Source organism: Mesorhizobium sp. PUT5 (assembly GCF_052216645.1).
Taxonomy (GTDB): domain Bacteria; phylum Pseudomonadota; class Alphaproteobacteria; order Rhizobiales; family Rhizobiaceae; genus Mesorhizobium.
This window is the reverse complement of sequence record NZ_JBQOSO010000003.1, coordinates 722,349-748,890: the sequence shown is the minus strand read 5'-3', so window position 1 is coordinate 748,890 and position 26,542 is coordinate 722,349. Positions and strand designations below refer to the sequence as shown.

Genomic DNA, 26,542 nt, shown 5'->3' with positions numbered 1-26,542 from the left:
GCGGGCATGCGGCGCATTTTAAGGCATCTGCGCCGCGCGCATTCCGGCCGTCCCGGCACAAGAACATACCGGCTCGCAGCCCTTGCAGCCGTGCTGGCGCTGCTGCCGGCCCTTGCCCCGGCCGGCGACCTCGACACGCCGGGGCTGGCGACGAAACGCGGCGACCTCACGCCGAAGGACCTTGCCCGCGTCGAGGCAATCACCAGGCCCGCCTCAGATTTCGGCAGGGCCGAGCAGTTCGAGACCATGCAGGGCGGCGCCGGCACCTCGAAGAAGCGCGTCAACGCCGATTCCTTCTCGCAATCCTCGGCCAACATCACCTTCGAGGAAGAAGCGACCTTCAAGCTCGGCAACGCCATCTTCCGCAAGAACTGGGTGTCGTCGCCCTCCTCCACCCAGGCTTCCGACGGGCTGGGGCCATTGTTCAATGCGCGCGCCTGCCAGAGCTGCCACCTGAAGGACGGGCGCGGCCATCCGCCGGAAGACAGCGCGGACGCCACCTCCATGTTCCTGCGGCTGGCGCGCGAAGCGGCCACCGAGGAGGAGAAGACCGAGCTGGCCGAGCGCAAGGCGCTGAACTTCCCGGACCCCGTCTACGGCACGCAGTTGCAGGACCTCGCCGTGCCCGGCCTGGCCGGCGAAGGCCGGATGAAGATCGCCTATGAAGAAAAGCCCGTCACGCTGGGCGACGGCACCGTGGTCTCGCTGCGCCAGCCGACCTATTCGATCGATGACCTTGCCTATGGCCCGCTCGATCCGCGCATCACGTTGTCGCCGCGCGTCGCCAACCCCATGATCGGACTGGGCCTGGTCGAGCAGATCCATCCCGCCGACATACTGGCCCGTTCAGACCCCGACGACCGGGATGGCGACGGCATTTCCGGCCGTCCCAACATCGTGCGCGACCTCGAGACGGGGCAGTTGACGCTCGGCCGCTTCGGCTGGAAGGCGCAGCAGCCGTCGATCCGCCAGCAGTCGGCCGACGCGCTGGCGGGCGACATCGGCATCTCGTCGCCCGAGGCGCCGCGTCATTGGGGCGACTGCACGCCGGCCCAGGCGGCGTGCCTTGCCATGCCGACCGGCGTGCAAGAGCGGCTGGGCGACACCGAGGCGCCGCCGCCGGTGATGGATCTCGTCACCTTCTATTCGCAGAACCTGGCCGTGCCGGCCCGCCGCGGCGCCGACAAGCCGGACGTGCTGGCCGGCAAGAAGGTGTTTTACGAACTGGGCTGCGTTTCGTGCCACACACCGAAATTCGTCACCCGCCGCGACGCGCCCAACAAGGCGCAGTCCTTCCAGCTCATCTGGCCCTATTCAGACTTTTTGCTGCACGACATGGGCGAAGGCCTCGCCGACGGGCAGCCGGTGGGCGACGCCACGGGCAGCGAATGGCGCACGCCGCCGCTATGGGGCATCGGCCTGACCAGAACCGTCAACGGCCACACCTTCTTCCTGCATGACGGGCGCGCGCGCAACCTGACCGAGGCGATCCTGTGGCACGGCGGCGAGGCGCAAGCCGCGCGCGACCGCTTCGCCGCGGCGGATGCCGCCGAGCGCGCGGCGCTCGTCAAATTCCTGGAGTCGCTCTAGATGCTTCGCCGCCTTGTGCTTGCACTTGCCCTGCCGCTTGCCCTGGTCCAGCCGGCCCCGGCGGCGGTCAAGGCCTCCGACGTCATTGCGCGCGCCGTCGACGGCTTCGTGCGGCCGGCCTATGCCGGCCTGCGCGACCGCGCCGCCAGCATGTCGGGCGCCATGAAGAGCCTGTGCGAGGCCCCTTCGCCGGAACATGTCGAGACGGCGCGCGCGCGGTTTTCCGGGCTGGTGGAAGCCTGGTCGCGTGCGGAGATCATCCGCTTCGGCCCGATCACGCAGGACAACCGGCTGGATCGCCTGCTGTTCTGGCCGGACCGCAAGGGCATCGGCCTGCGCCAGGTGCAGGCTGTCATTGCCACGAAGGACGAAAGCGCGGCCGACGCAGCCGGTGTCGCGCGCAAAAGCGTGGCCATGCAGGGATTGGGCGCGCTGGAATTCGTGCTCTACGGCACCGGCGCCGACCAGTTGGCCGCCGCCGGCGATCCTTATCGCTGCGCTTACGGGCAGGCCGTGGCCGGCAACATCGAACGCATAGCCACCGAAGTCGCCCGGGAATGGGACGAGCCGGACGGCTTTGCCGCCACCTGGGCGACGCCCGGACCGGACAACGCCATCTACCGCGACGGCAACGAGGCGGTGACCGAACTGGTGGGGGCCTTCATCGAAGGGCTGGACATCGTCCGCGACGTGCGCGTGAAGGGCTTTCTCGGCAGGCAGGCCGATGCGGACAAGCCGCGGCTGGCGATCTACTGGCGCTCGGACAATACCGCCAGGTCTCTCGCTGCAAACCTTGCCGGCATGGACGCGCTGTTCCAGGCCTCGAAGCTGGGCGAGGCGCTGCCGGAGAAAGACCGCTGGATCGCGGAGTCCATCCACATCCAGCTCGTCAACGGCGCGGACACGGCCCGGCAGGCTGTCGGCCCGATCGAAGCGGTGCTGGGCAACCCCGAGCGCCGCGCGCTGCTCGAACATTTCTCGCTCATCACCAGCAGCCTGTCCAACCTGTTCGGCACGCGGCTTACCGCCGCGTTCGGCCTGACGGCGGGCTTCTCGTCGCTGGACGGAGACTGAGGCCGGAACCCATGGGCAGGACGCCGCTCATCGATCGCCGCGATTTCCTCAAGGCCGCCGGCGCCGGCTTCGCCGCTGCGATGGCACCTTCGGCCTGGGCGGCGGCTCTCGATGCCGATGCGGTCTTCGCCACCGCCTATGTGCGGCACGGCGGCGGCTATGGCGCGGCCGTGCTTTCCGAGGAAGGCAAGCTGCTCTACACGATAGACCTGCCCGACCGCGGCCACGACGTGACCTTCGATCCCGTGTCGCGGCGCGCGGTGGTGTTTCCGCGCAAGCCCGGCACCATCGCCGTCGCCTTCGACCACACGCGGCGCGAGCGCCCGGCCACCTTCGCCTGCCCTTCAGGGCGGCATTTCTACGGCCATGGCGTGTTCTCGCCCGACGGGGCGCTGCTCTACGCCACCGAGAACGATTTCGACAACGCAGCCGGCATGGTCGGCGTCTATGACGCCCGCGACGGCTTCCGCCGTGTCGGCGAATTTTCCACCCATGGCGTCGGCCCGCACGAATTGCTGCTGACCGGCGACGGCGCCACGCTGGCCATCGCCAACGGCGGCATCGAGACGCATCCGGACTTCGGCAAGGCCAAGCTCAATCTTTCCACCATGCGGCCCTCCTATGTGCTGGTCGACCGCATTTCCGGCGACCTGATGGAGAAGCACGAACTGCCGCCGAAGCTGCACCAGCTCTCGATCCGCCACATGGACGTGGACCGCGCCGACACGGTCTGGTTCAGCTGCCAATATGAGGGGGCTACCACCGACCGGCCACCGCTGGTGGGGCGCGCGGCGCGGGGCGGCGAACTGGAACTGCTCGACATGCCGGAAAAGGCTTTGAACAGCCTGCACAACTACATCGGCGCCATGGCCGCCAACCGCGAGGCCGGCACCATGGCGGTGTCCTCCCCGGCGGGCAACTCCTATGTCGTGTTCGACACGGCGAGCGGCAGGGTGATCTCCGCCACCGACCTCACCGAGGTATGCGGCATCGCACCCGACCGCGCCGGCTTCATGGCTACCAGCGGCGCCGGCGCCATCGCAAGGCCGGGCGCCCAGACCGTTTCGGCGCCCGGCTACGTCTGGGACAACCACCTGCTCAGGATCGGCGTGCCGGGGTGATTTCGTGGCAGACATGGGTTCAAACCGTGAACAAAATCTGCCATTGTGGGCCATGCCCATCATTTCGCCTCTCGCCACCAACCCGCTGATCGACGGCCGCCAGTCCGAACGCGCGCTCATGGTGCGGCGCGGCGTGCAGCGGCTTTTGTCCCAAATGGGCGCCCATGTGCTGCCGGAACTCTCGCTAGCCACCGGGCGCCGTGCGGACCTGGTGGCGCTGACGCGTCAGGGCGGCATCTGGATCATCGAGATCAAGTCGTCGGTCGAGGATTTCCGCGTCGACCGCAAATGGCCGGACTACCGCCTGCATTCCGACCGCTTCTTCTTTGCCACCCATCCCGGCGTGCCGGCGGAGATCTTCCCGCAGGAGTGCGGCTTCATCCTTTCCGACGGCTATGGCGCCGAAATCATGCGCGAGGCGCCCGAGCACCGCATGGCGGCCGCCACACGCAAGGCGCTGATGCTGCGGATCGCGCGCGCAGGCGCGGCACGCCTGCTGGCGGCCGAACTGGCCGGGGTGCCGGTGTCTCCGCTGGAGGGGGAGAGCGAGTAGGAAAGGCGGTTGGAACCGCCGTATCCGATCGCTCCAATCAGCGCGGGGCGCGCTTGGCGAGGATGCGCTGCAGGGTGCGGCGATGCATGTTGAGCCGGCGCGCGGTTTCCGAGACGTTGCGTTCGCACATCTCGTAGACGCGCTGAATATGCTCCCAGCGCACGCGGTCCGCCGACATGGGGTTTTCCGGCGGCGCGGCGCGCTCGCCGGTGGTGCGGGTCAGCGCCGCGAAGATGTCGTCGGCGTCGGCGGGCTTGGAAAGATAGTCGACCGCGCCGAGCTTCACCGCCGTCACCGCGGTGGCGATGTTGCCGTAGCCGGTCAGGATGACGGTGCGGGCGTCCGCCCGCTTCTCGCGGATGGCGGCGACCACGTCTAGCCCGTTGCCGTCGCCAAGCCGCATGTCAACCACGGCATAGGCCGGCGGGTGGGCGCGGGCCTTGCCCACCGCCTCCTCGACGCTCTCGGCCGTGTCGACCACGAAGCCGCGGGTTTCCATGGCGCGCGCCAGCCGGGTGAGAAAAGGCTTGTCGTCCTCGACGATCAGAAGCGAGGTGTCATCTCCCGTCACCATGCCGTTGCCGGCCTCTTCGCCGCTCATTTTCCCGAAATCCCTGCTCTTTGAACTATGATCCAGATATAGTCATTTGATCGCCTTGTGCAATTCGCCAGGGCTCAGGCGGTGTCGAAAGCCACCCCGGCGGCTGCCTCCGGATTGAGGAATATCTCGCGCTGCCAGGCGACCGCGACCACGGCGCCCTCGCCCGGCCCGCTGGAATTGCGGAACTCGATCGTGGCGCCGGAGCGCTCCAGCAAGGTCTTGGCGATGAACATGCCGAGCCCCAGGCCGCCGCCGCGCCCGGCATGCTGGCGCGTCGACATGTAGGGTTCTCCGATGCGGTCGAGTATCTCCGGCGGGAAGCCGGGGCCGTCGTCGCTGACGGTGAATGTGACGCGGTCGTCATTCCAGCTCCAGCGCACGGTCACCGCCGAGCGGGCGAAATCGACGGCGTTCTCGACCAGGTTGCCGAGCCCGTAGATGACGCCGGCATTGCGGCGCCCGACAGGCTCCGGCCCGATCCGCTCGCCGGCCTTCAACTCGATGCGGATGCCGAAATCGCGGTGCGGGGCGATCACCTCCTCCACCAGCGAGGTCAGCGGCAGGCGCGCCAGATGCGCCTCGCCCTCGGAGGACAGGCTGGTCAGGCGCTTCAGGATCTCGCGGCAGCGCTCGCTCTGGCTGCGCAGCAGGGTGACGTCGTCGCGGAATTTCGGATCGTCGCCCAGCGCCTTCTCCATCTCGCGCGCGACCAGAGTGATGGTGGCCAGCGGGGTGCCGAGCTCATGCGCGGCGGCCGCGGCCAGTCCGTCCAGCGCCGAAAGGTGCTGCTCGCGCTGCAGCACCAGTTCGGTCGCCGCCAGCGCGTTGGCCAGCAGCCGCGCTTCCTTGGCGACCCGGAAAGCGTAGATGCCGGTGAAGGCGATGGACGACAGCACCGCCATCCAGATGCCGCCGACATAGATGAAGGGCATGGCAAGCTCGTTGCCCTCATACCAGGGCAGCGGCAGGTGGAAGAAGGCCAGCAGCGAGGCGGCGGCCATCACCATCACGCCGAGCAGTGCGGTCAGCACCAGCGGCAGGGAGGTCGCCGAAATGACCACCGGCACGGTGAGCAGAAGCGAGAACGGATTGGTCAGGCCGCCCGTCATGTAGAGCAGGCCGGCAAGCTGGATGCTGTCGAACACCAGAATGCCCATCGCCGCCCAGGGCGTGAGCCGGTGCGCCGCAGGGTAGCGGAAAGCCAGGAGAAGATTCATCCAGGCCGAGCAGGCGATCAGCGCGAAGCACGGGCCGACAGGCAGCGGGAACCGCAGCCCGTAGGCCACCACCAGCACGGTGACGCTCTGGCCGATGATGGCGAGCCAGCGCAGACGGATCAGCGTGTTGAGCCGCAGCCGGTGGCTCTGCTGGACGTCGGGCGAACGCTGAAGGGCTATCATGGCACCAGCATTTAACGCGGCCGGCCGCATCGCGCCAGATGTCGTTTGCCCGGCCTGCCCGCTACCTACATCGAATGAGCCGCGATGGACGTGACAGGTCCCCCCGCCGCCGGATAACGTTGGCAGTGGGTGGCACAAGGGCCGCGACACGCCGGTCGCGCCCCGAATGGCCGAGGGTGGCGGATGGACTTCATCGAGACCGACATTGATGGGGTGATCGTCATCGCGCCGAAGCGGATCGGCGACGGCCGCGGCCATTTCGCCGAGACCTTCCGCCGCGACCTGTTCCGGGAAAAATGCGGCGCCTATGACTTCGTGCAGGACAACCAGTCGCTGTCCGTCGAGGCGGGCACCGTGCGCGGCCTGCATTTCCAGGTCGAGCCGAAGGCGCAGGGAAAGCTGGTAAGCTGCCTTGCCGGCGCGTTGCTCGACGTGGCGGTCGACATAAGGCCGGGGTCTCCAGGCTTCGGCCGCCATGTCGCCGTCGAGCTGAGTTCGGACAACGGCCTCCAGCTCTGGGTGCCGCCCGGTTTCGCGCATGGCTTCTGCACCCTCGCGCCATATACGCTCGTCGCCTACAAGGTGACGGACTATTACAGCAAGGAGCACGAACGCGGGATATCGTGGTGCGATCCAGGGCTCGGCATCTCCTGGCCGGTGGAGCCGGGCCGCGCCACCCTTTCCGACAAGGACAGGGCACTGCCGGAACTGTCCGGGCTGCCCGGATGACGCGCGCGCGCCGGCGCATCCTGGTGACGGGCCGCGACGGCCAGGTCGTCCGCTCGCTGCGCGAACGGGGCAGCCTGCGGAGCGAATTCGAGATCGTCGCCGCCGGACGGCCGGAACTCGACCTCGCCCGCCCCGACACGATCGCCTCCGTCATGGCCGGGTTGCGCCCCGACCTCGTCGTCTCTGCCGCGGCCTACACGGCGGTGGACCGCGCCGAGCAGGAGGAGGACGTGGCGACGCTGGTCAACGCGGCAGCGCCCGGCGAGGTCGCCAAAGCCGCCGCCGCCCTCGGGGTGCCTGTCATCCACCTGTCCACCGACTATGTCTTCGACGGCACGAAGCCGGCGCCCTACGTGGAGGGCGATGCGGCCGCGCCGCTCGGCGCCTACGGCCGCTCGAAACTGCTGGGCGAAGCGGCAGTCGCCCGGGAAACGGCGAACCATGCCATCCTGCGCACGGCGTGGTTGTATGGCCCGTTCGGGCACAATTTCCTCAAGACCATGCTGCGGCTGGCGCAGGACCGGGATGGCGTGCGCGTCGTCGGCGACCAGTACGGCAACCCGACCTCCACGCTCGACCTGGCCGACGCGATCCTGGCGATCGCACAAAATCTGATGGACGACAACGATCCCGCCATGCGCGGCGTCTTCCATGTGACCGCCGGCGGCAATGCGAGCTGGGCCGACTTCGCCGAGGAGATTTTCCGTTGCTCGCGGCTGTCGGGCGGGCCGTTTGCCATGGTGGAGCGCATCACCACCGCGCAATACCCGACACCCGCAGCCAGGCCGGCCAATTCCCGACTGGACTGCACGAAGGTGCTGGAACGGCACGGCGTGTGCCTGCCGCACTGGCGCGCATCCGTGCCGTCCGCTATCGAAGCGTGTCTCGGTGCCAGGACAGCAACCCGGTCCGAATGAAGGCGCCGACGGGCGCCGCTTCTTCAAGGTGCCGGCCTGATGCGATTGCTGATGCTGCGAAGATCGTCGACCATGCGGTCCGGCACCGAAACGAATGGCGATGCCCCGCCATGCGCCGACAGGACCGGATCGCGGGCCGTCTCCGACATGTCCCAAGCGTTCTCGCCATGGCCGGAATTGAGATATCTGTAGTCGTAGCCGGGCGCGTGGACCGGAAACCGGGTGAAGGCCGCGCCCGCCACATTCGCGCCGGCGGCCCTGACGCGCCTGAGCGCCGCACGCGCCGCCTTGCGCGGCACCTGGTGGAACGACACGACGAAAAGCGTGGCTTCGGCCAGCCGGGCGAGGATGGGAGCGTCCGGCAGGCCGCCGACGGGCGGGGAGTCGATCAGCACGATGTCGTAGCGCCGGGAGAGCCGCTGCAGCATCAACCCCATCCGGGGGGAAGACAACAGATCGGCGGGGCTGGGCGGAATCCTGCCGGCAGTCATGATATCCACATTCGCCCTTGCCGGCTTGATGAGCCTGGGCATGTCTACCCGCGTGACGGTTCTGGTCAGCACGTTGCTCAGACCGATGGTGTTGCCGACCCCGAAGGCGCGGTGCAGCGTCGGCTTGCGCAGATCCGCGTCGATCACCAGCACGCTGGCGCCGAGCGCGGCGAAGTCTTCCGCCAGCCTGAAGATGGTGGTCGACTTGCCTTCCGACGGCTCCGAACTCGTGACGAGCAGGATGCGCGGCGCGCCGTGTTCCCCGGAGAACTGGAGCGAGGTGCCGAGCGACCTGTAGGAATTCGACAATGCCGATTGCGGGTCCCTGGCGGCCTGGCCGAATTCGCCTTCCTCGATCGCCGGATGGATACCGAGGATCGGCAGCCGCAGTTCCTTTTCCACCTGCTCGGGGGTGGTGAAGGTATTGCCAAGCAGTTCAAGCAGGTAGATGGCTGCCGCGCCCGATAGCAGGGAAAGCGCCAGCCCGATGGCCAGGTTAAGCGGCAGCCAAGGCGAATAGGCCAGCAGGGGAAGCACGGCCGGATCGGCAATGGCCGCGTTCCGGCTCTTCAATTCCGAACCGACGGCCACTTCATTCAGCTTGGACACGAGGCTTTCATATTGCGCCCGGTTGGAATCGACCTCGCGCTTCAGGATGGTGTAGCGGATGTTCTTGTCCTGATAAGCTGCCTGCTCGACTTCCAGTTCCGACAGCTTCCGCTTCAGGTCTTCCACCTTGGCGACCGTCTCGCGGTGCTTGAGGCGGATCGAGCCGGTGATGGCCTGGACGCCCAGGTCCACCTGTTTTTCCAGTTCGCGCATCTGGGAGCGAAGCTGCTGCATTTCCGGGAACCCCGGCTTGAACAGGACCAGCTTCTGCCGATAGTCGGCATTTAGTTCGGCGAGCCTGCCGCGCAGCCTTTCAAGGCCCTCGCTCTCGAGCACCTGCTGCAGACCCGCTCCCTGGCCGGCGTCGATCTGCTGGACGAGGCGGCCATAGTCCAGGCTTTCCTGGATCGCCCCGGCAAGCGCCTTGTTGATGTCGGCAAGGTTTGCCGCGATCAGGGAATCGCCGCTTCCCGTCACCGCGATGCCCGCCTTCCTGGCATAGTCGAGTAGCGCCTCCTCGGAGCGTTGCAGGCGCTCCTTGACCTGCTCAACCTGCCCCTGCATGAACTTGCGCGCCTGTTCGGAGGTGTCGCCGGCACGGTCGACACGCTGGTCGATGAAGCCTTGCGCCATCTGGTTGGCGATGTCGCGGGCGTATTCGGGGCGCCGGTCCGCATAGGTGATGGAGAGCAGGCTGGTGCCCGGAATGAGGCTGACCGTCAGGTTCGCCAAAAGCCGGTCCACGGCCAGGCGCATGCGCTCCTGCGGGGAATAGGCGGCGACTTGCGTGCCGCCCCACCGGCCGACGACACGGACAACGATGTCGAAGGGAAGAAAGCCGGTGCCGGCGAACAGGAAATCCTCGCGGTCGCCGAGGCCCAGTTCGAGCACGACGCGGTGCGCCAGGGAGCGGCTCGTCAGCTTCTCCCGCGCCGTCAGGAAGGCGCGCAGGTCGCCGGTCTCGGAGGTGACCTCGATGTCCTGGAAGACGCGGGCGGAAGGAACCAGCACTTCCAGTTGCGCGGTGGCCCTGTATTTCGGGACCATCATCATGGTGACGGCAAGCGAGCCTGCCAGGCCCGCCGCCATCAGCATGACCAGAAGCCGGCGATAGCGGACCACATAGGCAAGCAGACGCAGGAGATCGCCACCCGCGTCCTGCGCGAGCGGTTCCCAGGCATGCTCCTGTGCGGGAAGCCGCGGTTCCTCATGCGCACCGGCCGGCACGGGCACGGTGCTCGCCCCATATCGTGCCGGGCTATGGCGATGATGGCCGATCATGCCCATGCCTCTCATTTCGGACCGCCTCGCGGGCCGCCGATCCGCCGCTATGGAGCGACGGCCAGACGGCTTGCATTGGCGGCGATGCCCACCGCTTCCTTGAGATTGTTGAAGGCCACCCGGCTTTGCGACGTGAACACCATGACGCTATCGCCGCCATAGATGCGGGGGTTGGGCGCCCTGCCGCTGCGGATGGCGCCGACATCGTAGTTGGCGACGAGCTTGACTGCGCCGACGTCGCGGAAGACGTAGACCTTCCGGGGATCGGCTATGTCGCGGAAGCCGCCGGCCATGGCGATGGTGTCGAGCAGCGTGGTGCGGGCCGTGACCGGATAGAGGCCTGCCCGCGCCACCTCGCCGTCCACCGTCACTCGCTGGCCCGCCGATTCCTTGAGAAAGATCGTCACGTCCGGAGATTGAAGATAGGAAGCGCCATAGGCCCGCTCGATCTCCCGCTCCAACCGGCGCGGGGTCTTTCCGGCCGCCTCGACCGTGCCGATGAGCGGCAGGGAAATGCGCCCGGCGGAATCGACCTGGACGGTGCGGCTCAGCGACGCGGCCTGGTAGACGCCGATCTCCAGCACGTCGTTCGGCATAAGCACCTGTTCGGCGCCCCCGCGCGTTTCCGGCGGGGCGGGAAGGCTGTGCACCAGCCGCAGGCTGCCGTCCGCCACCGGGGCGCCGCCCCGAGTCAAGACGTCGGAGGGCACGGCGCCCGTGTTGGCCGTGCCGGTGCAGCCAGCCGCAAGGCTCAGGCCTGCCAGCATGGCGAGGAGGACCACGCCCGCCACTGCTTCGCCGAGGTTGTACGCTCGTCGGGCCATAGCTTCGCCTATGCCTTCACGATCTTCGCGTCGCGATGGCCGCGGCGCCCGAAAGCATTGCGCGTGTCGACGATAAGCGGCGCATGGGTGAGGATCAGGCCATAGTCGACATCGTCGTGGTCGGTGGCGATCAGCACTGCGTCGAAGTCCGCGACCGCTTCCGGCGTCAGCCCGGTGGAACGCAGGCCCGCCAGGGCGGCGTGCTCGCGCGTCATCGGTAACTCGCCGATAAAGGGGTCGAAATAGGCGATGCTGGCCCCCTCCTCCCGCAGCAGCCCCAGCAGCCCGAGCGCGGGGCTTTCGCGGATGTCGGAGACGTTCTTCTTGTAGGCGAGCCCCACCACCAACACCGAGGACGCGGCAAGAGCCTTGCCGCGTCGCGCGGCCAGCGCCTGTTCCAGCCGGCGGATCACAAAATGCGGCATCGAGGCGTTGATCTCGCCGGCAAGCTCGATGAAACGCGTGCGAGCACCGAAGGCCCGCGCCTTCCAGGCAAGGTAGTGGGGATCGACCGGGATGCAGTGCCCGCCCGAGCCCGGACCGGGGTGGAAGGGCATGAAGCCGAACGGCTTGGTGGAGGCAGCCTCGATTACCTCCCAGACATCGATGCCCATGGCGTCGTAGACGAGCTTCAGTTCGTTGACGAGCGCAATGTTGACGGCGCGAAACACGTTCTCGGTGATCTTGACCGCCTCGGCCACCGCCGTCGAGGAACACACGACGACGCGTTCGACCACCGCGGCATAGAACGCTTCGGCCAGGGCGGAAGCCTCCATGCCGTCGCCGGCCATCACCTTGGGAATGTCGGCGGTGCGGAAGCGGTCGTTTCCGGGGTCCTCGCGCTCCGGCGAGAAAGCGAGGAAGAAGTCGCGGCCGCTGTCCAGCCCGCTTGCCTGCAGGACCGGTTTCAGCACCTCCTCGGTCGTACCCGGCCAGGTGGTGGATTCCAGCACCACGAGTTGCCCCCGGCGCAGGTGCCGCGCGACGGTGTGCGCCGTCTGCACCACGAAACCGAGATCGGGCTCGCGGCTTTTCGACAGCGGCGTCGGCACGCAGATCAGGATGACGTCGCAAGAGGCGAGTTCGGCGAAATCGTCGCTGGCGCGGAATTTCCCCTCGGCGACGAGGCCGGCAAGATCGCGCGAGGCGACGGCGCCGACATAGGACTCCCCGGCATTGAGCCGGCAAACCTTGCGCGGATCGATGTCGAAACCGATGGTCCGAAAGCCCGCGCGGGCGGACGCCGCGGCGATCGGCAGGCCGACATAGCCGAGCCCGATGACGCCGGTGACGGCGCAGCGGCTTTCGATCCTGGCGGCAGCCTCGCGGCAGGCGTCGGTTTCGATGCCGCCATATCTGTCCACGTGCTGCCCTCAGCCCCGTTCGTCCGCAGGCCGCAGGGAGTTGTGCCTGTGCTGCCAGGCACATTGCTCGACGAGGCCGAGCATGCGGGCCGCCAGATGCCGCCGGTCGTATCGTCCGGCCGCCCGGACCCCGTTGGCGCCGAGACGGCCGGCGAGTTGCCGGTCGCGCGAAAGCTCCACCAGCCGGTCGCGGAGCTGGCGGGCATTTTCCGGCTCGAAGGTGAGGCCTGCGCCTTCGCGCTCCACGATGTCGGCCGACTCGCCGCGCACGCCGTGCAGGACGGGAATGCCCATGGCCATGCTTTCGAACAGCTTGGACGGGATGACGGTGCTGAAAAGGTCGGCCTTGCGCAGATGGATGACGGAAGCGTCCAGCAGCGACCAGTAGCGGGCGACCTCCGATCTGGGGACGGTTTCGAGGAAGGTGACGTTGGGCAGGGCCATCTCCCGCGCACGGGCATGCAGCGCCGCCTTCCTGGCCCCGTTGCCGAGGAACAGAAGGTGGATATCGTCGCGGCCTTCGTCTCGCAGCAGCCGCGCCGCCTCAAGCAGGGTTTCCAGCCCATGCGCGAGACCATGGGTGCCGACATAGCCGGCGACGAATTTTCCGCCGAGGCCCAGTTGCCGCACCACCTGCGTGTCCCTGCTCCGAGGACGGAAGAGCCGAAGATCGGCACCGTTGGTGACGACATGGATCTTGGCCGGGTCGATGCCCCTGTCGGCGAGCCTGTGCTTGAAGGAATTCGTCACCGCCACGATCATGGCGGCCTTGCGGTACAGAAAGAGTTCCAGCTTCTCCAGGCCCGCGAGCAAGGGTTCCTGCCGCAGGGCGCCGACGGCGCGGATCGAATCCGGCCACAGGTCGCGCAACTCGAACACGAAGGGTACCCCGCGCAAGCGGCTGGCCAGATAGCCGGCGCAGGCGGTGAAGAACTGCGGGGAGGTGGCGATGACGATGTCCGGCCGGGGCACCGCGAGGCTGGCGGGCGTCGCCGCCGCCATGAAGCTCGCATAGTCGAGCGTGCGGCGCAGGAAGCCCTCATTGGCGCTGATGTAGCTCCAGACCCGCACCACCTCGATGCCGACCACAGTCTCGCGGGCAAACACGCGGTTGCGGTAGCCCTCGAACAGCTTTCCAGCCGGAAAGTTGGGCGCGGATGTGATGACGGTGACATCGTGACCGGCCGCCACCCATTCGCGGCAATGCTCGAAGGTGCGGCTTGCCGGCGCATTCACCTCCGGCGGGAAATTGTCGGTCAGGAACAGGATGCGCATCAGGCATCGCCCCATGAGAACGCGACGATGGCGGCACCGCCGGCGAGATCGACCGCGAGGCGTTGCGACGGGATCGCGATGCCGAATTCGGGGTGCCAGGTGGAAGGCTCGAGCCTTGCCGCTCCGCGCAGAACCTGCCAGCGCAACAGCGGCTCTTGCGCGAGCGCAAGCACGCCGGACGCACCATCCGCTTCGGCCGACGCGGCAAGCTCCGGATGAAAATGAAACAGCGCGGTTGCCCCGGCATGCCCGCCCCGCACCTCGTCGGCGACGGTGAGCCTGCCTCTGCCGAAGCGCCAGACCCGCCGATGACGCGGCTTTCCGGGCAGCCATCTGTAGCCGTCATGGGCGCAGGCGACGGCCTGCCCGTCGCCGTCCCGCGTCACTGAAAGTTCCCGCGGACGAGCCCGTCGTGCGACACGGAACCCCGACCAGACTTCCGAAGAATCCGCGCCGTCCACCGCCACGGTGTTGTGCGCTGCGGTGCCGCGCTGGCGCTGGCGTTCCGCCCCGCTGCCATAGAGGCTGGTGCCGGAATTGACGATGACGCGCCGGGCGCCCAGCGACAGTTCGAAGGACAGCGTATCCGCATGGGCATGGGCGGGAAGATGATCGGGACCGACGCGCCCCACGTCGAGCAGGGCGACCGCCTCTGCTTCGGCCATGCGGACATAGCCGCTGTCGCGCAACCAGCGGCACGACGGATCGCCGATACCGGGCGACGGAAAGCCCAGACGGTCCGCGTAGTCCCGCAGACCTGCCGGCGGCGGCGCGATGCCGATGGCCACATCGTTGAAGAAGGCGATCTCACCGTCGGGATGGCACATGGCATCGAGCCAGCCGCGCATGGCCGCGATCTTGCCGACCCATGGGTCCGGCACCGGCAGCCCGGCGCCACGCCTTGCATTGACGAGGTCCAGCATGTCTTCGAGCACCAGCGCGTGATACATCGGGCTCAGCTCGAAATGGCCGCCATCGGCAAGGATCTGCTCGGCAAGCTGGTCGCGCAGGAGAGCCATGCCGCGATCGGCCCAGGCGTCGGCCTCGGCGCTTTCGAAAAAGCAGCCGGCAAGGACCAGCGCCTTGGCGTTGCTGAACAGATGATTGCCCTGCAGGTGATGCTCCAGGCGCCGCGCCAGCCAGCGGGCCTGCACGGCCAGGCTGTGGACCGCCTGCGGGGAAAGCGCGTTTTCGGCACGCGCCCACTTGATCCAGTTCACCATGCGCAGCGACGTCGGATAGGGCTCCCAACCGGCGCCCATGCCGGGCGGATTTTCAGCGATCCAGCGCCTGATCAGGGCCCGGTGCCATTCGCCGCGTCGTTCCGCGCCCTCGGCATTGAGGTCGTCGAAATAGTGGAGATTGTAACGCCACAGCTTCGCGAGCGCCGGGTCGTCCCAGCCGTGCCGCGCCAGCGAGCGCGTCTCGTTGAGGAACCGGAACGTGTCGGGTCCGATCTGGCTCCGTCGCCTGCGGGCCGGTGGCACCCATGGCCCGGCCTGCTCCCGCAACGGCGGCGCGGGAGACGGATCGGGCAGCGGGCGCACGGCACGGAACCACAGCCGGCCATGGAGTTGAACCGGCCGCAGGTGACGCACGGTCTCCCAATAAAGGCGCAGGTCGGCAGGCCGCGGGCTCATGGCGGAACCAGCGCCTCCAGCGCTTCCGCGATGCGCCCGCCCGCCCGGCCGTCCCATCTTTCCGGGATGCCGCCGCGCTTCCAGCGGCCGGCAAACAAGCGCTCCAGCGCGCCATCGAGCGCGGCCGGATCGCAGCCGACGACCTCGTTGGTGCCGACGGTCACCGTCTCCGGACGCTCCGTGCCATCGCGCAGCGTCAGGCACGGCACGCCCATGACCGTGGTCTCCTCGCTCACGCCGCCGGAATCGGTGATGACGGCCTTGGCGTGGCGCACCAGATGGTTGAACTCCAGATAGGGCTGCGGCTCGACAGGATGGATCGTGCGCGACAGGCCGGCGATGGCGCCGAGCGTCGCCGCCGTGCGCGGATGCACCGGGAACACCACCGGCAGGCCGCGCGTAGCCCCGGCGATCGCCTCGAGCAGCCGGGCGAGGCAGGCGGCGGCATCGACATTGGCGGGCCGGTGCAGCGTCACCACGAAATAGGCGCCGGGAGACAGGTCCAGTTCGTGCCAGACGGGCGGCGGGCGCAGACGGTCGAGATTTGCCAGCAGCGTGTCGGCCATGGTGTTGCCGACGAAGAAGATGCGCTCCTTCTCCACGCCTTCGCGGACGAGGTTTTCGCCGGCGCTGCGGCTGGTGGTGAAGAACCAGTCGCTGACCGCGTCCACCACCTTGCGGTTGATCTCTTCCGGCATGGTCCTGTCGCCGCAGCGCAGACCGGCCTCGACATGGGCGACCGGGGTCTGCGCCTTCCGTGCGGCGAGGGCGCAGGCCATGGTGGAGGTGACGTCGCCGACGACGAGGCAGAGCCGGCAGGGCTGCGCCAGCAGGAGTTGCTCGTAGCGCACCATGATCGCGGCCGTCTGCTCGGCCTGCGTGCCGGAACGGGCCGCCAGATCGACGTCGGGTCCGGGAACGCCGAGCTGGGCGAAGAAGGTGGCCGACATGCGGGCATCGTGGTGCTGGCCCGTATGCACCAGCCGGTAGCGCAGATGGCCGCCCGCCGCCCGCCGCGTTTCCAGCGCGCGAATGATCGGTGCGACCTTCATGAAATTCGGCCGCGCCCCGGCGACGATATCGATCAACGGCCCTTGCCCGGCGCTCATCGGCGGGCGGCCTCCGCGATCTCGACCGCAGCCCTGCTGACCTCCAGCAGTTCGTCGAAGGCGACAGGCGCTGCCTCGCCGGCCGCGACCGCCTGGACGAAAGCCTCCACGCAGGCGCGGTGCCCCTTGTCCTGCCGCCACAGGGGCATGGTGCGGAAGCCCGGCCAGCCGAAGCCGCGCATGCGCCGGAAATTGTCGAGCCTGATCACGCGGCCGCCGCAGAACACCTCCAGCCGCTCCTTGGGAAAGGCCCTCGGGCCATTGGCGAAATAGTGGACGGTGCCGATTGACCCGTCTGCGAAGGACAGCGCGACGGAGGCGGTGTCTCCCGTCGGCGCCTGCATGGTGTGGATATGGTGCGCGGAGATCGGCGCGCCGGCCAGGAAGCGCAACAGGTCGATGAAATGACAAGCCTCGCCGACGATGCGGCCGCCGCCGGCCTCCGTGTCCTGTGTCCAATGGCCGGGCGGCACGGGCCCGGCATTTACCGTCATCACCATGGCCTTCGGACCGGGCAGACCGTCGAGCAGCGCCTTTGCCCGCCGCGCCTGCGGCGCAAAGCGGCGGTTGAAGCCTGCCATGACGACCGGCGCGAAGCCGGAAGCGGCTGCCTGGGCATGGGTGGCCTCCATCTCCGCAAGCTCTTCGTGCGAGAGCGCCAGCGGCTTTTCCACGAAGACATGCTTGCCGGCTCGCAACGCCCGGCAGACGAGGTCGGCATGGCTGTCATGGCGGGTGGCCACCACCACCGCATCGATTTCGGGATCCTCCAGCAGGGCATCCGCTTCGGTGGTGACGGTCTCGAAACCGAATTTCCGGCCTGCATGTGTGCCGCTGACGCCGGTCCGGCAGGCCACGCCGGCAAGGCGGGCGCCGGCCGCCCTGAAGGCCGGCATCAGCACGGCGGCGGCGTGGCTGCCCGACCCGATGAAGCCGACGCAGGCCTGGCCGCACCCGCGCGCGGCAGGCGTGAGCCGCACAATGCGGCGCATCAGCACCAGGGCCGGAAGCTCCGACGGGTAGTCCAGCAGGATACCGAGCGAGGGCTCGCAACCGGTCACGATATCATAAGCCTTCCGCGCCGCGGCCAGCGGAAAGCGATGCGAGACCAGCGGCTTAACGTCCAGCCGACCGTCAGCCATCATGTCGAGGACGGCCTCGAAGTTGCGCTGCGCGGTCCAGCGCACGAATCCTGCGGGATAGTCCTGGCCGTTCTCCTCATAGGCCGGATCGTGGCGGCCGGGGCCATAGGAGCAGGAGACCTGGAAGGTCAGTTCCTTGTCGTAGAAATCGGCCCGAGACAGCTTGAGCCCGGCAACGCCGACGAGCACGATGCGGCCGCGCTTGCGGCACATGCGGGCGGCCTGTCGCACCGGCTCGCTGCTTGGCGTGGCCGCGGCGATGATGACGGCATCCACCCCGCGCCCGCGCGAAAAGGCGAAAGCCGCAGCCTCGGGATCGGCTCCAGCGGCGGGTTCGACCGTGTGCGCACCGAAGCCGGCCGCCAGCCGTAACCGGGCGGGGTCCGGATCGATGCCGAGCACCCGGCAGCCATGGGCGCGCAGAAGCTGCACCGTCATGAGGCCGACCAGGCCGAGCCCGATCACCACCACGGCCTCGCCGAGCGTCGGCCGCGCAAGCCTTATGCCCTGGAGCGCGACGGCACCCAGAACCGTGAAGGCCGCCTCGTCGTCGGCGACCGTGTCGGGCACTTTCGCGCAGAGATTGGCAACTACGGCAACGGCTTCGGCATGACCGCCCGCACAGGCGACGCGCTCGCCGGGGGCAAGGCCCGACACGGCCGCGCCCACCTCCAGCACCGTGCCGACATTGCAGTAGCCGAGCGGCAGGGGCCGATCGAGCCTCGAAAATACCCGCTCCAGCGTCGGGGCGAGGCCATCGGTCCTGATGCCGTCGAGCGCCTGGCGGACCCTTTCCGGTTGCCGGCGCGCCTTGCCGACAAGGGAGGCTCGGCCGAAATCGACCAGCATGCGCTCCGTGCCCGCCGAGATCAGCGTGTGCGAGGTGCGCACCAGCACCTGCCCGCGTGCAGGCAAGGGACAGGGCACCTCGGCGACCAGGGTTGCGCCGCTGCGCAGCGATTGGAGGATCTGCCTCACCGCGCCCCGGACCCCGATGCCGGGCCGGGATGCCCGTTCGACATGTTCACACCCATGCGCAAAGCCGCACAATGCAAGGCGATGGATAAAGAAGGACCATGTGCATGGAAACGACCGAAAATCTCGCCCTGCCCTACATCCTGCCGGCGCAGGCACAAAAGCATGTCACCCACAACGAAGCGCTGCGGATGCTCGATGCGGTCGTCCATCTGGCGGTGGAAAGCCGCAACCTGGGCAATCCGCCTGTCGCGCCCGTGGAAGGGGAACGCCACATCGTCGCAGACGAAGCTTTTGGCGAATGGGCGGGGAAATCCGCGCGGGTCGCGGCCTTCCAGGACGGCGGCTGGGCATTCTTCGCACCGAACGAAGGCTGGATCGCCTGGGTGAAGGACGAGGGCGCGGCCTTCGTCTTCAACGAGACGGGCTGGGCGCAGTTGTCGAGGGCCGACAGCGTCGCCGCCTTGGGCGTCAACGCGGCCGCCGATGCGACCAACCGGCTCGCGGTCAAGGCCGACGCGGTGCTTTTCAGCCACGACGACGTCACCCCGGGCACCGGCGGCGTGCAGTTCAAGCTCAACAAGGCTTCCGCCGCCGACACGGCCTCTGTGCTCTACCAGACCGGCTGGTCGGGCCGCGCCGAATTCGGCACCGCCGGCGACGACGACTTCCACGTCAAGGTCAGCCCCGACGGGAACGCCTGGTTCGAGGCGCTCGTCATCGACCGCGCCAACGGCGCCGTGCGCATGCCGGCCACGGTGCCTGTTTCGGCGCCCTTCAACCTGCTCAAGGACGGCGGCCGCTTCGGCGGCAGCCCGGAATCGCAGGCGGCCACGGTGGGCGCCTTCACGGTGCCCGCCTATGTTTCCGCCGCCAACGGCGCCGTGCTTTCGGCCGGGCCGAAATTCATCACCAACAACACCGATTACGGCGGCGCCGGCGGCGCGCTGCACGCCGACGTCAAGGCGCTGATCGATAAGCTGAAGGATGCGGCCAACCGGCGCTACGGCGTCGAGTTCCACACGCTGCGCGTCGTCGCCGGCAGCGGCACCTCGACGGCGCGCAGCATCGGCGGCGTCAACTACTATCTGCCGTTCTCGCTGCTGTCGGCGCCGCTGCCGCCGCAATGGGCGTTCAACTGCCACGTACTGGTGCGCTCCGGCAGCCTCGGCCTGACGGTGGGGACGGCCGCGCTCGGCCGCCTGTTCGTCGACGGACAGGAGAAGACGGCCAACCAGCAGGTCCTGCCCGCCGACGGATGGCGGCAGGTGACGCGGCTGTTCGACCGCGCGCCCGATCAGTTCGTCGGCTACGACAACATCTTCCACAATCTGTTCACGACCCCGGCAACCGAGTTCCTGCTTGCCGCGCCGCTGCTGACGCCCGGCGCCATTGCCGTGGCCCCTGGTCTCTACCATGGCGTGGTGCCCAGCCTGGAGACGTGGCGGTAGGCCGCCGCAAACCGACCGGCTTCCCACAGGCGGCCATTGCGGCGCAGGGCCGCCTGCCCCAGCCTCTGCCGATAGAGCCTCCAGCGCGTCTCGATGATGGCGATCAGCACGCCGATGACGATCCACATCTGGATCTGGCGAAAAGCGGCCGAGATGAAGAAATAGACGAGCAGCGCGACGAGACAGAGCCAGGTGGCTTCCGCCTCGCGGTCCCGTCCGCGGAAGGCGGCAACCGATCCGATCCACAGCGGCCGCGCGAAGAACAGGCCGTAGGCGGCAAGGCCGGTGAGCCCCATGGTCATCAGCAGATAGGCGGCGAAATTGTGGATGTAGCCGACAGCGCCGTCGCCGACCGGCGGCAGCATGCCGGAGCGGGTGGCGTCCCACGGCACGCGGAAGCCCAGGCCATTGCCCAGAGCCGGAGCCAGGGCAAAGCTTTCCAGGGCGAAGGCCCGTTCGGCCGCGCGAACCTGGTCGCCCGTCGAAGCCTGCATGCGCTGGACAAAGACCTCGACGAAGCCGGGATTCACCATGAGATACCAGGCAAGGAGCGCGCCAAGCCCGGTAACCGCCGCCAGGCTCCCGGCGCTCCATATCCTTCGCTGCGAAAAGGCGGTGACGGCGGCGACCAGCAGGATCTGCGAGCGATAGCCCGATGCCAGGATGAGGACGAGGAACAGGGCGAGCAGCCCTGCCCGCAATGGCAGAGCGAGGCGCCGCTCGTAAAGAACGAGGATGAAACCGACGAGGCCGAAAGGCACGAGCAGGTCGCCGACCGCGTAGGTCAGCCGCGCAACCTCCCCGCGAACGGCCGCAACAAGGTCCGTGGCGTTCAGTGCGACGATCTGGACGGCCCATGCGGCCGCGGCCAGCAGCAGCGGACCGCTGGCGCGCGCGCTCAACCTCGCCGGCAGGTTCAGATGGACGATATAATAGAGAATGAAAACGAAGGGCACCGCCCCGCGGATGAAGTCTTGCGTCTTTATTTCATTGTTCACGGAGACCAGGAAATTTATCGGCATCCATAGAAATACCATCGCCACCGCCTGCAAGGCCGTGGCGTCGAGCCTGATTGTCCCGTTGAACGAAACACAAAGCGCCAGCAGGAAAAGCGTCAATATGAAAGCGATGGAGTGGGAAGAAAAAGGAGACGGCACGAACGGCATGGTGCCGACCAGAACGAAGAGCACGTGGACGAGGATCGCCTGAGCCGGAACCTTCCCGGTGGCCGGCGCGCTGCTGGCCGCTTCACTCACGGTGCCGATGCCCCCGTGCGCATCGGCACAGCTACCGCACACCGGGTGTAGCCGAGACACCGGGGGCATGCTTCCCGACAGGTGCGCAACGCGCGCCTTATCTCCTACTCCCCCCTTATGCCGGCAACAGATTGGCGGCCGTCGTGCGCACAGGTCTGCACGCGGCCAGAAATTCCATCAAAACGGTGACGCGGCCCCGGTCGTCCAGGTCGACGAGACTGCCTATGCGCCTGGCAAACGGACCCTGCGCCAGTTCCACGCAATCGCCGCGCTTGAACTGGCCGCTGAAATCGATGACGTCTTCACGATCGGCCCTTGCCTGCAGCGCCTCGATGAATCCGGGCTCCACTGCAACCGGGCTGTCGTTGCTGGTGATGATGCACTTCGCGCCGATCGTTCCGTTGACCGAGCGCCAGCGGGCGGCGGTGGACGCCTCCACGAACAGGTATGTCGGAAACAGAGGCATCAGGCGAACAAAGGTTCGACGCGCATGACGAACCGACCTGCGCATGCGCGGAAGAAACACTCGAAAGCCTTGATTGCTCAGATTATCTGCCGCAACCGCTTCTTTCCAAGATTTGGTCGCAACGACGTACCAATCTTTTCTTTCCGCAGGGCACACGAGACGCGACATGCCTACCAAAGGTGCTTGGCACCCCTCCCCCAGTCCGGCATTCTAGCTCACTAAGATTGATTAATATTCACAACAAATTCGAAGCGTCAAGAACGCTCGCTGGGAAGTTGAGGCGGGTTGCACCCACGCGCGGAAGGAGTGGCCCGTTCCGGGCCGCTCGTGATGACGCGATATGGCTGCCGGAAAGCGGCCAAAATCCCGTTCCAAAAAACCGGGCGCCGGTGCGCTACCGGTCGGCCAGATAGAGCGGCAGTTCGGCCACCGAGCCCAGCACGACGTCGGCCATCGGCGCCAGGGAATCGCGCGTGCCGGTGCCCGAGAGCACGCCGATCGCAAGGCCGCAGCCGCCGGCGCGTGCCATCTCCAGGTCGTGGCGGTTGTCACCCACCATGGCGATCTCGGAAGGCTTCAGCCCGGTGAGATCGCAGAAGGCGCGGATCGTATCGGGCGCCGGCTTGGAATTGGCCACCGCGTCGTAGCCGTAGGCGGCGTCGAAAAGCTGGGCGATGCCGAGGGCAGCCAGCGTCTTTTCCGCCCCCGCGGTGGAATCGTTGGTGGCCAATCCCAGCCTGTAGGGGGCGGCATGGAGGGCTGCCAGCGCATCGGCCATGCCCGGCAGCGGAACCGCCATGGCCGAGCCCTGCTCGGCGGTGATGCGATCAAAGCGCGCCAGCGCCTCCTTCTGGGCGGTCGCCGGCAGATGGGGAAACCAGAGCTCGATGATGTCCATGTTGGTGCCGGCGGCAAAGACCGAATCCGGCTTGAAACGCCGGGCCTCGAAATCGAGCCCGGCCGCCGACAGCAACGCGTCGGCGCGGCCGCGATCGCCTTCGGCCGCCTCCATCGCCATCAGGTCCGCTACCACCGACCATGTCGCATCGAAATCGACCAAGGTGCCGTCCTTGTCGAAAAGAATGCCCTTGATCCCCGCCGCTTTGTTCCCCGCCAAGCCGCCTGCTCCCGTCTATCGCGATCCGCACAACCTATGGATATGTTCCACCAGGCCAACGGTGGAGGCATCCCTGTTTCCGGCATCTTCCTTGCCTTCCACGACGGGCAGAAGGCTGGTGGCCAGTTCCTTGCCCAGTTCCACGCCCCATTGGTCGAAGGAGTTGATGTCGTAGAGCGTTCCTTCCACGAATACCCTGTGCTCGTAAAGGGCGATCAGCCGTCCGAGCATGCGCGGGTCGAGCCTGTCGTAGAGGATCGTCACCGAAGGCCGGTTGCCGGAAAAGACCCGGTGCGGGGCGATCCTGTCGACCTCCGCGGGTTTCATGCCCTTGGCCAGCATCTGGGCGCGCGCCTCTTCCAGCGTGCGGCCCTTCATCAGCGCTTCCGATTGGGCCACGCAATTGGCCAGAAGCAGGTCGTGATGATGCTCCAGTCCCGGCTCGTGGCCATGGGCAGCGGCCAGGAACTCGACCGGGATGATGTCGGTTCCCTGGTGCAGAAGCTGGAAGAAGGCGTGCTGGCCGTTGGTGCCCGGCTCGCCCCACACCAGCGGGCCGGTGGGCGTCGGCGCCGCGCCGCCTTCCAGCGTCACGCTCTTGCCGTTCGATTCCATGTCGAGCTGCTGCAGATAGGCCGGCAGCCTGGACAGGCGCTGGTCGTAGGGAATGACCGCGCGCGCCGGATAGCCGCACACCACCCGGTTCCACCAGCCCACCAGCCCGAGCAGCAGGGGCAGGTTCTTCTCCGGCGGCGCGTTCAGGAAATGCGCGTCCATCTCCGCGCCGCCGGCAAGAAAGGCGCGGAAATTCCGCGGGCCGACCGCGATCATGACCGGCAGGCCGATCGCGCCCCACACGGAGTAGCGGCCGCCGACCCAATCCCAGAAACCGAAGACGCGATCCTTTTCGATGCCGAACTTCGCCACAAGGTCGAGCGCGGTGGAGACGGCGGCGAAATGCTTTGCGACGGCGGCCTCGCCGAGCGCCTCCGCCACCCAGCGGCGCGCCGTCTCGGCATTGGTCATGGTCTCGACCGTGGTGAAGGTCTTGGAGGCGATGATGAATAGCGTCGTCTCCGCCGAGAGATCCTTCAGCGTGTCGTGGATATGGGCGCCGTCGATGTTGGACACGTAATGGGCGCGCGGGCCGTCATGGTAGGGCGCCAGCGCAAGCGTGGCCATGGCCGGGCCGAGATCGGAGCCGCCGATGCCGATATTGACCACGTCGGTGATTTTCTTTCCGCTGGCGCCGGCCGCCTTGCCGGAGCGCACCGCGTCGGCGAATGCGGCCATGGAGCCGAGCACGGCCAGCACGTCCGCGTTCACGTCCTGCCCGTCGACGACGAGATCCTTGCGGTCGAGGTCGCGCAGCGCCGTGTGCAGAACGGCTCGGTTCTCGGTGACGTTGATGTGCTTGCCGGAAAACATAGCCGCCCGGCGCCCCGCCACGTCGGCCGCGCGCGCGAGCGCAAACAGCATGTCCATCGTCTTGCTGTCCACCGCGCATTTGGACCAATCAAGCAGCAGGTCGCCATCCGTGGCCGAAAAGCGGGCGAAGCGGCCGGGATCGTCGGCGAAGGCCCGGCGCATGTCCATCGGTGCTGCGGCGCGATGGGCGCGCAGCGCGGCGAGTTGCTTGTCGAAAGCGGCGTGGTCCACGGCGGTCTCCGGACGGTTGAGAGGTGGCTCGGCCCAGCAATGTAGCAGACGAAATGAGGCGGGCGAGGGTCGCGACCGCCACGCGGCCAAAATTAAATCGATTCACGAGCTATGATGGATGCGCCGGAAGCCGGATGGATCACTGGCATAGATCGCTGCGATCAGAAAAATTGATTGGCGCAAATGCTTATGCCACCGATACAGTCGACTGGTCCACGCAAGCAGAAAAGACTGGCCATCGAGGAGGGTTCGTGATGCCACAGAGAAACGACACCGCGATCTGGTCCGGCCTGTTCCGCATTTCGGCGGATTCCGGCCAGACGCTGCAGGCCCAGATCCGCCAGGCCATCGTGGCCGCCATTCTCGACCGGCAGATCGCCGCTTCCATGCCGCTGCCCTCCTGCCGCATCCTGGCGGAAAAGCTCGGCGTCGCGCGCGGCACCGTGGTGCTGGCCTTCCAGCAGCTCGTGGACCAGGGCTTCCTCGTGGCGCGCGAGCGGCGCGGCCACTTCGTCAATCCCGACGTGCTCGCGACCCCGGCCAAGCCGCAGAAGGCCCCCGAACAGCAGAACGAGATCGACTGGAAGGCGCGGCGCCAGATCGCGGCCTCCGACATGCCGCCGCCGGCCAAGCACGAGAACTGGATCAAGTCCTCCTACCCCTTCGTCTACGGCCAGTTCGACCCGGCGCTGTTCCCGACCGCCGAATGGCGCGAATGCAACCGTATGGCGCTCGCCGTGCTGGAAATCCGCAACTGGGCGTCCGACATGGTCGACCGCGACGACCCCCTGCTAATCGAGCAGATCCAGGCGCGGCTTCTGCCGCGGCGCGGCATCTTCGCCAACCCGGACGAGATCATCGTCACGCTCGGCGCCCAGAACGCGCTCTATATGCTGGCCTCCCTGCTGATGGGCAAGGGCTCGAAGGTAGCGATGGAAGACCCCGGCTATCCCGACGCGCGCTCCATCTTCAAGCTGTCCGGCGCCGACGTGCAGCCGGTGCCGGTGGACCAATCGGGTATCGTCACCTCGGCGATCCCCGCCGACGCCGGCTTCGTGTTCGTCACGCCCAGCCATCATTGCCCCACCATGGTGGCGCTGTCGCAGGAGCGGCGGCAGGACCTTCTGGCGCGTGCCGCCCGCAACAACCAGATCATCATCGAGGACGGCTACGACAGCCAGCTCCTCGACGAGGCGCCGCAGCAGGCGCTGAAGAGCATCGACCGTTCGGGGCGCGTCATCTATGTCGGCTCCATGTCGAAGACGCTCGCGCCGGGACTGCGCCTGGGCTACATCGTCGCCTCCGCCGGCCTGATCGCGGAGTTGCGGGCGCTGCGCCGCTTCATGCTGCGCCATCCGCCCGCCAACAACCAGCGCGCGGTGGCGCTGTTCCTCTCGCTCGGCCATCACGAGGCACTGGTGCGGCGGCTTTCCGCCGCCTTCGAGGAGCGGCGCAAGCGCCTGGTACAGGCGATTTCCGCCTTCCTGCCCGAATGGCGGCCGACCGATTCCGCCGGCGGCACCTCGCTGTGGCTGGAAGGGCCGCGCGGCATCGACGCCCGCGACCTGGCGAGCGCGGCGGCCAGCCGCAGCGTCATCATCGAGCCCGGCGACCGCTTCTTCGACCGCAGCGACAAGCCCACGCGCTTCATGCGCCTCGGCTTCTCCTCCATCGCGCTGCAGCATATCGAGCCCGGCATACGCGAACTGGCCACCGCCGCAGGCCGCCGGCCCGCGGCCGCCTGAGGCCTCCCGGCCCTGCTCCAATCCTGCGCCAAGGGCCGGCCGGCCGTGACCGGCTGGCCCATGCGGCGGAAATGGCTGGCCCATGGTCTGTACCAATGGCGGCGTCATAGTCGCGGCTGAGGAAGGAAGCCGCGGGCTGCTGGACCAATCGGC

21 protein-coding genes are annotated in these 26,542 nt (G+C 67.7%); 8 read left to right on the top strand and 13 right to left on the bottom strand.

The window, feature by feature from the left end:
• The first annotated feature begins 6 nt into the window (after window positions 1-6).
• The 4 genes from ACTDI4_RS05110 to ACTDI4_RS05095 are packed head-to-tail and all read left to right on the top strand — an operon-like array spanning window position 7 to window position 4,338.
• Window positions 7-1,590 (top strand): di-heme oxidoreductase family protein, encoded by a 1,584-nt coding sequence (locus ACTDI4_RS05110; protein ID WP_442840118.1) that lies wholly within the window; start codon window positions 7-9, stop codon window positions 1,588-1,590.
• Window positions 1,591-2,664, top strand: coding sequence for an imelysin family protein (locus tag ACTDI4_RS05105; protein WP_442840117.1), 1,074 nt, complete (start codon window positions 1,591-1,593; stop codon window positions 2,662-2,664).
• 11 nt (window positions 2,665-2,675) lie between these two features.
• Window positions 2,676-3,785 carry a DUF1513 domain-containing protein gene (locus ACTDI4_RS05100; protein WP_442840116.1) on the top strand — a complete coding sequence of 370 codons (1,110 nt, stop codon included), beginning with the start codon at window positions 2,676-2,678 and terminating at the stop codon, window positions 3,783-3,785.
• Between the two features lie 52 nt (window positions 3,786-3,837).
• On the top strand, window positions 3,838-4,338 hold the full coding sequence (locus ACTDI4_RS05095; RefSeq protein WP_442840115.1) for an MmcB family DNA repair protein: 501 nt from the start codon (window positions 3,838-3,840) through the stop codon (window positions 4,336-4,338).
• A 37-nt stretch (window positions 4,339-4,375) separates the two neighbouring features.
• On the opposite strand, the gene ACTDI4_RS05090 is transcribed toward ACTDI4_RS05095, so the two are convergent.
• Entirely contained in the window at window positions 4,376-4,939 is a 564-nt protein-coding gene (locus ACTDI4_RS05090) for an ActR/PrrA/RegA family redox response regulator transcription factor (RefSeq protein ID WP_442840114.1), read from the bottom strand.
• A 74-nt stretch (window positions 4,940-5,013) separates the two neighbouring features.
• Window positions 5,014-6,339, bottom strand: coding sequence for an ActS/PrrB/RegB family redox-sensitive histidine kinase (locus ACTDI4_RS05085; protein WP_442840113.1), 1,326 nt, complete (start codon window positions 6,337-6,339; stop codon window positions 5,014-5,016).
• Window positions 6,340-6,522: 183 nt separating this feature from the next.
• Here ACTDI4_RS05085 and rfbC point away from each other — a divergent pair, with 183 nt between their 5' ends.
• Window positions 6,523-7,068, top strand: a complete 546-nt coding sequence (gene rfbC / locus ACTDI4_RS05080) for a dTDP-4-dehydrorhamnose 3,5-epimerase (RefSeq protein WP_442840112.1) — start codon at window positions 6,523-6,525, stop codon at window positions 7,066-7,068.
• On the top strand, window positions 7,065-7,985 hold the full coding sequence (rfbD, locus tag ACTDI4_RS05075; protein ID WP_442840111.1) for a dTDP-4-dehydrorhamnose reductase: 921 nt from the start codon (window positions 7,065-7,067) through the stop codon (window positions 7,983-7,985). Before rfbC ends, rfbD begins: the two co-directional genes overlap by 4 nt.
• A 23-nt stretch (window positions 7,986-8,008) precedes the next feature.
• Here rfbD and ACTDI4_RS05070 read toward each other — a convergent pair whose 3' ends face one another.
• Genes ACTDI4_RS05070 through ACTDI4_RS05040 form a run of 7 tightly spaced genes read right to left on the bottom strand, consistent with a single transcriptional unit; the run spans window position 8,009 to window position 18,698 of the window.
• Window positions 8,009-10,381: a GumC family protein gene (locus ACTDI4_RS05070; protein ID WP_442840110.1), complete on the bottom strand. Its 2,373-nt coding sequence runs from the start codon at window positions 10,379-10,381 to the stop codon at window positions 8,009-8,011.
• A gap of 32 nt (window positions 10,382-10,413) precedes the next feature.
• Window positions 10,414-11,190, bottom strand: coding sequence for a polysaccharide biosynthesis/export family protein (locus ACTDI4_RS05065; RefSeq protein WP_442840109.1), 777 nt, complete (start codon window positions 11,188-11,190; stop codon window positions 10,414-10,416).
• An 8-nt stretch (window positions 11,191-11,198) separates the two neighbouring features.
• Entirely contained in the window at window positions 11,199-12,536 is a 1,338-nt protein-coding gene (locus ACTDI4_RS05060) for a nucleotide sugar dehydrogenase (RefSeq protein WP_442843268.1), read from the bottom strand.
• A 27-nt stretch (window positions 12,537-12,563) separates the two neighbouring features.
• Window positions 12,564-13,829, bottom strand: a complete 1,266-nt coding sequence (locus ACTDI4_RS05055; protein ID WP_442840108.1) for a glycosyltransferase family 4 protein — start codon at window positions 13,827-13,829, stop codon at window positions 12,564-12,566.
• Complete coding sequence (locus ACTDI4_RS05050) at window positions 13,829-15,469, bottom strand: heparinase II/III family protein (RefSeq protein WP_442840107.1); 1,641 nt, start codon at window positions 15,467-15,469, stop codon at window positions 13,829-13,831. Before ACTDI4_RS05050 ends, ACTDI4_RS05055 begins: the two co-directional genes overlap by 1 nt.
• Window positions 15,466-16,578 (bottom strand): non-hydrolyzing UDP-N-acetylglucosamine 2-epimerase, encoded by a 1,113-nt coding sequence (gene wecB / locus ACTDI4_RS05045; protein ID WP_442840106.1) that lies wholly within the window; start codon window positions 16,576-16,578, stop codon window positions 15,466-15,468. Before wecB ends, ACTDI4_RS05050 begins: the two co-directional genes overlap by 4 nt.
• Window positions 16,575-18,698, bottom strand: coding sequence for a bi-domain-containing oxidoreductase (locus ACTDI4_RS05040; protein WP_442840105.1), 2,124 nt, complete (start codon window positions 18,696-18,698; stop codon window positions 16,575-16,577). Before ACTDI4_RS05040 ends, wecB begins: the two co-directional genes overlap by 4 nt.
• 104 nt (window positions 18,699-18,802) lie before the next feature.
• On the opposite strand from ACTDI4_RS05040, the gene ACTDI4_RS05035 reads away from it, so the two are divergent.
• Window positions 18,803-20,146 carry a DUF2793 domain-containing protein gene (locus ACTDI4_RS05035; RefSeq protein ID WP_442840104.1) on the top strand — a complete coding sequence of 448 codons (1,344 nt, stop codon included), beginning with the start codon at window positions 18,803-18,805 and terminating at the stop codon, window positions 20,144-20,146.
• On the opposite strand, the gene ACTDI4_RS05030 is transcribed toward ACTDI4_RS05035, so the two are convergent.
• From ACTDI4_RS05030 to pgi, 4 genes are all read right to left on the bottom strand, one after another.
• Complete coding sequence (locus tag ACTDI4_RS05030) at window positions 20,107-21,402, bottom strand: hypothetical protein (RefSeq protein ID WP_442840103.1); 1,296 nt, start codon at window positions 21,400-21,402, stop codon at window positions 20,107-20,109. The two genes, ACTDI4_RS05035 and ACTDI4_RS05030, sit on opposite strands and share 40 nt — an antisense overlap.
• Window positions 21,403-21,517: 115 nt before the next feature.
• The gene (nusG, locus tag ACTDI4_RS05025) at window positions 21,518-22,036 is read right to left on the bottom strand and encodes a transcription termination/antitermination protein NusG (RefSeq protein WP_442840102.1); all 519 of its coding nucleotides are present in this window, start codon (window positions 22,034-22,036) and stop codon (window positions 21,518-21,520) included.
• A 226-nt stretch (window positions 22,037-22,262) separates the two neighbouring features.
• The gene (locus tag ACTDI4_RS05020) at window positions 22,263-22,985 is read right to left on the bottom strand and encodes an HAD family hydrolase (RefSeq protein WP_442840101.1); all 723 of its coding nucleotides are present in this window, start codon (window positions 22,983-22,985) and stop codon (window positions 22,263-22,265) included.
• A gap of 15 nt (window positions 22,986-23,000) precedes the next feature.
• Window positions 23,001-24,644: a glucose-6-phosphate isomerase gene (pgi, locus tag ACTDI4_RS05015; protein ID WP_442840100.1), complete on the bottom strand. Its 1,644-nt coding sequence runs from the start codon at window positions 24,642-24,644 to the stop codon at window positions 23,001-23,003.
• A gap of 254 nt (window positions 24,645-24,898) precedes the next feature.
• Between pgi and pdxR the strand changes: the two genes are divergently transcribed.
• Window positions 24,899-26,389, top strand: a complete 1,491-nt coding sequence (gene pdxR, locus ACTDI4_RS05010) for a MocR-like pyridoxine biosynthesis transcription factor PdxR (protein ID WP_442840099.1) — start codon at window positions 24,899-24,901, stop codon at window positions 26,387-26,389.
• Window positions 26,390-26,542 lie beyond the last annotated feature (153 nt).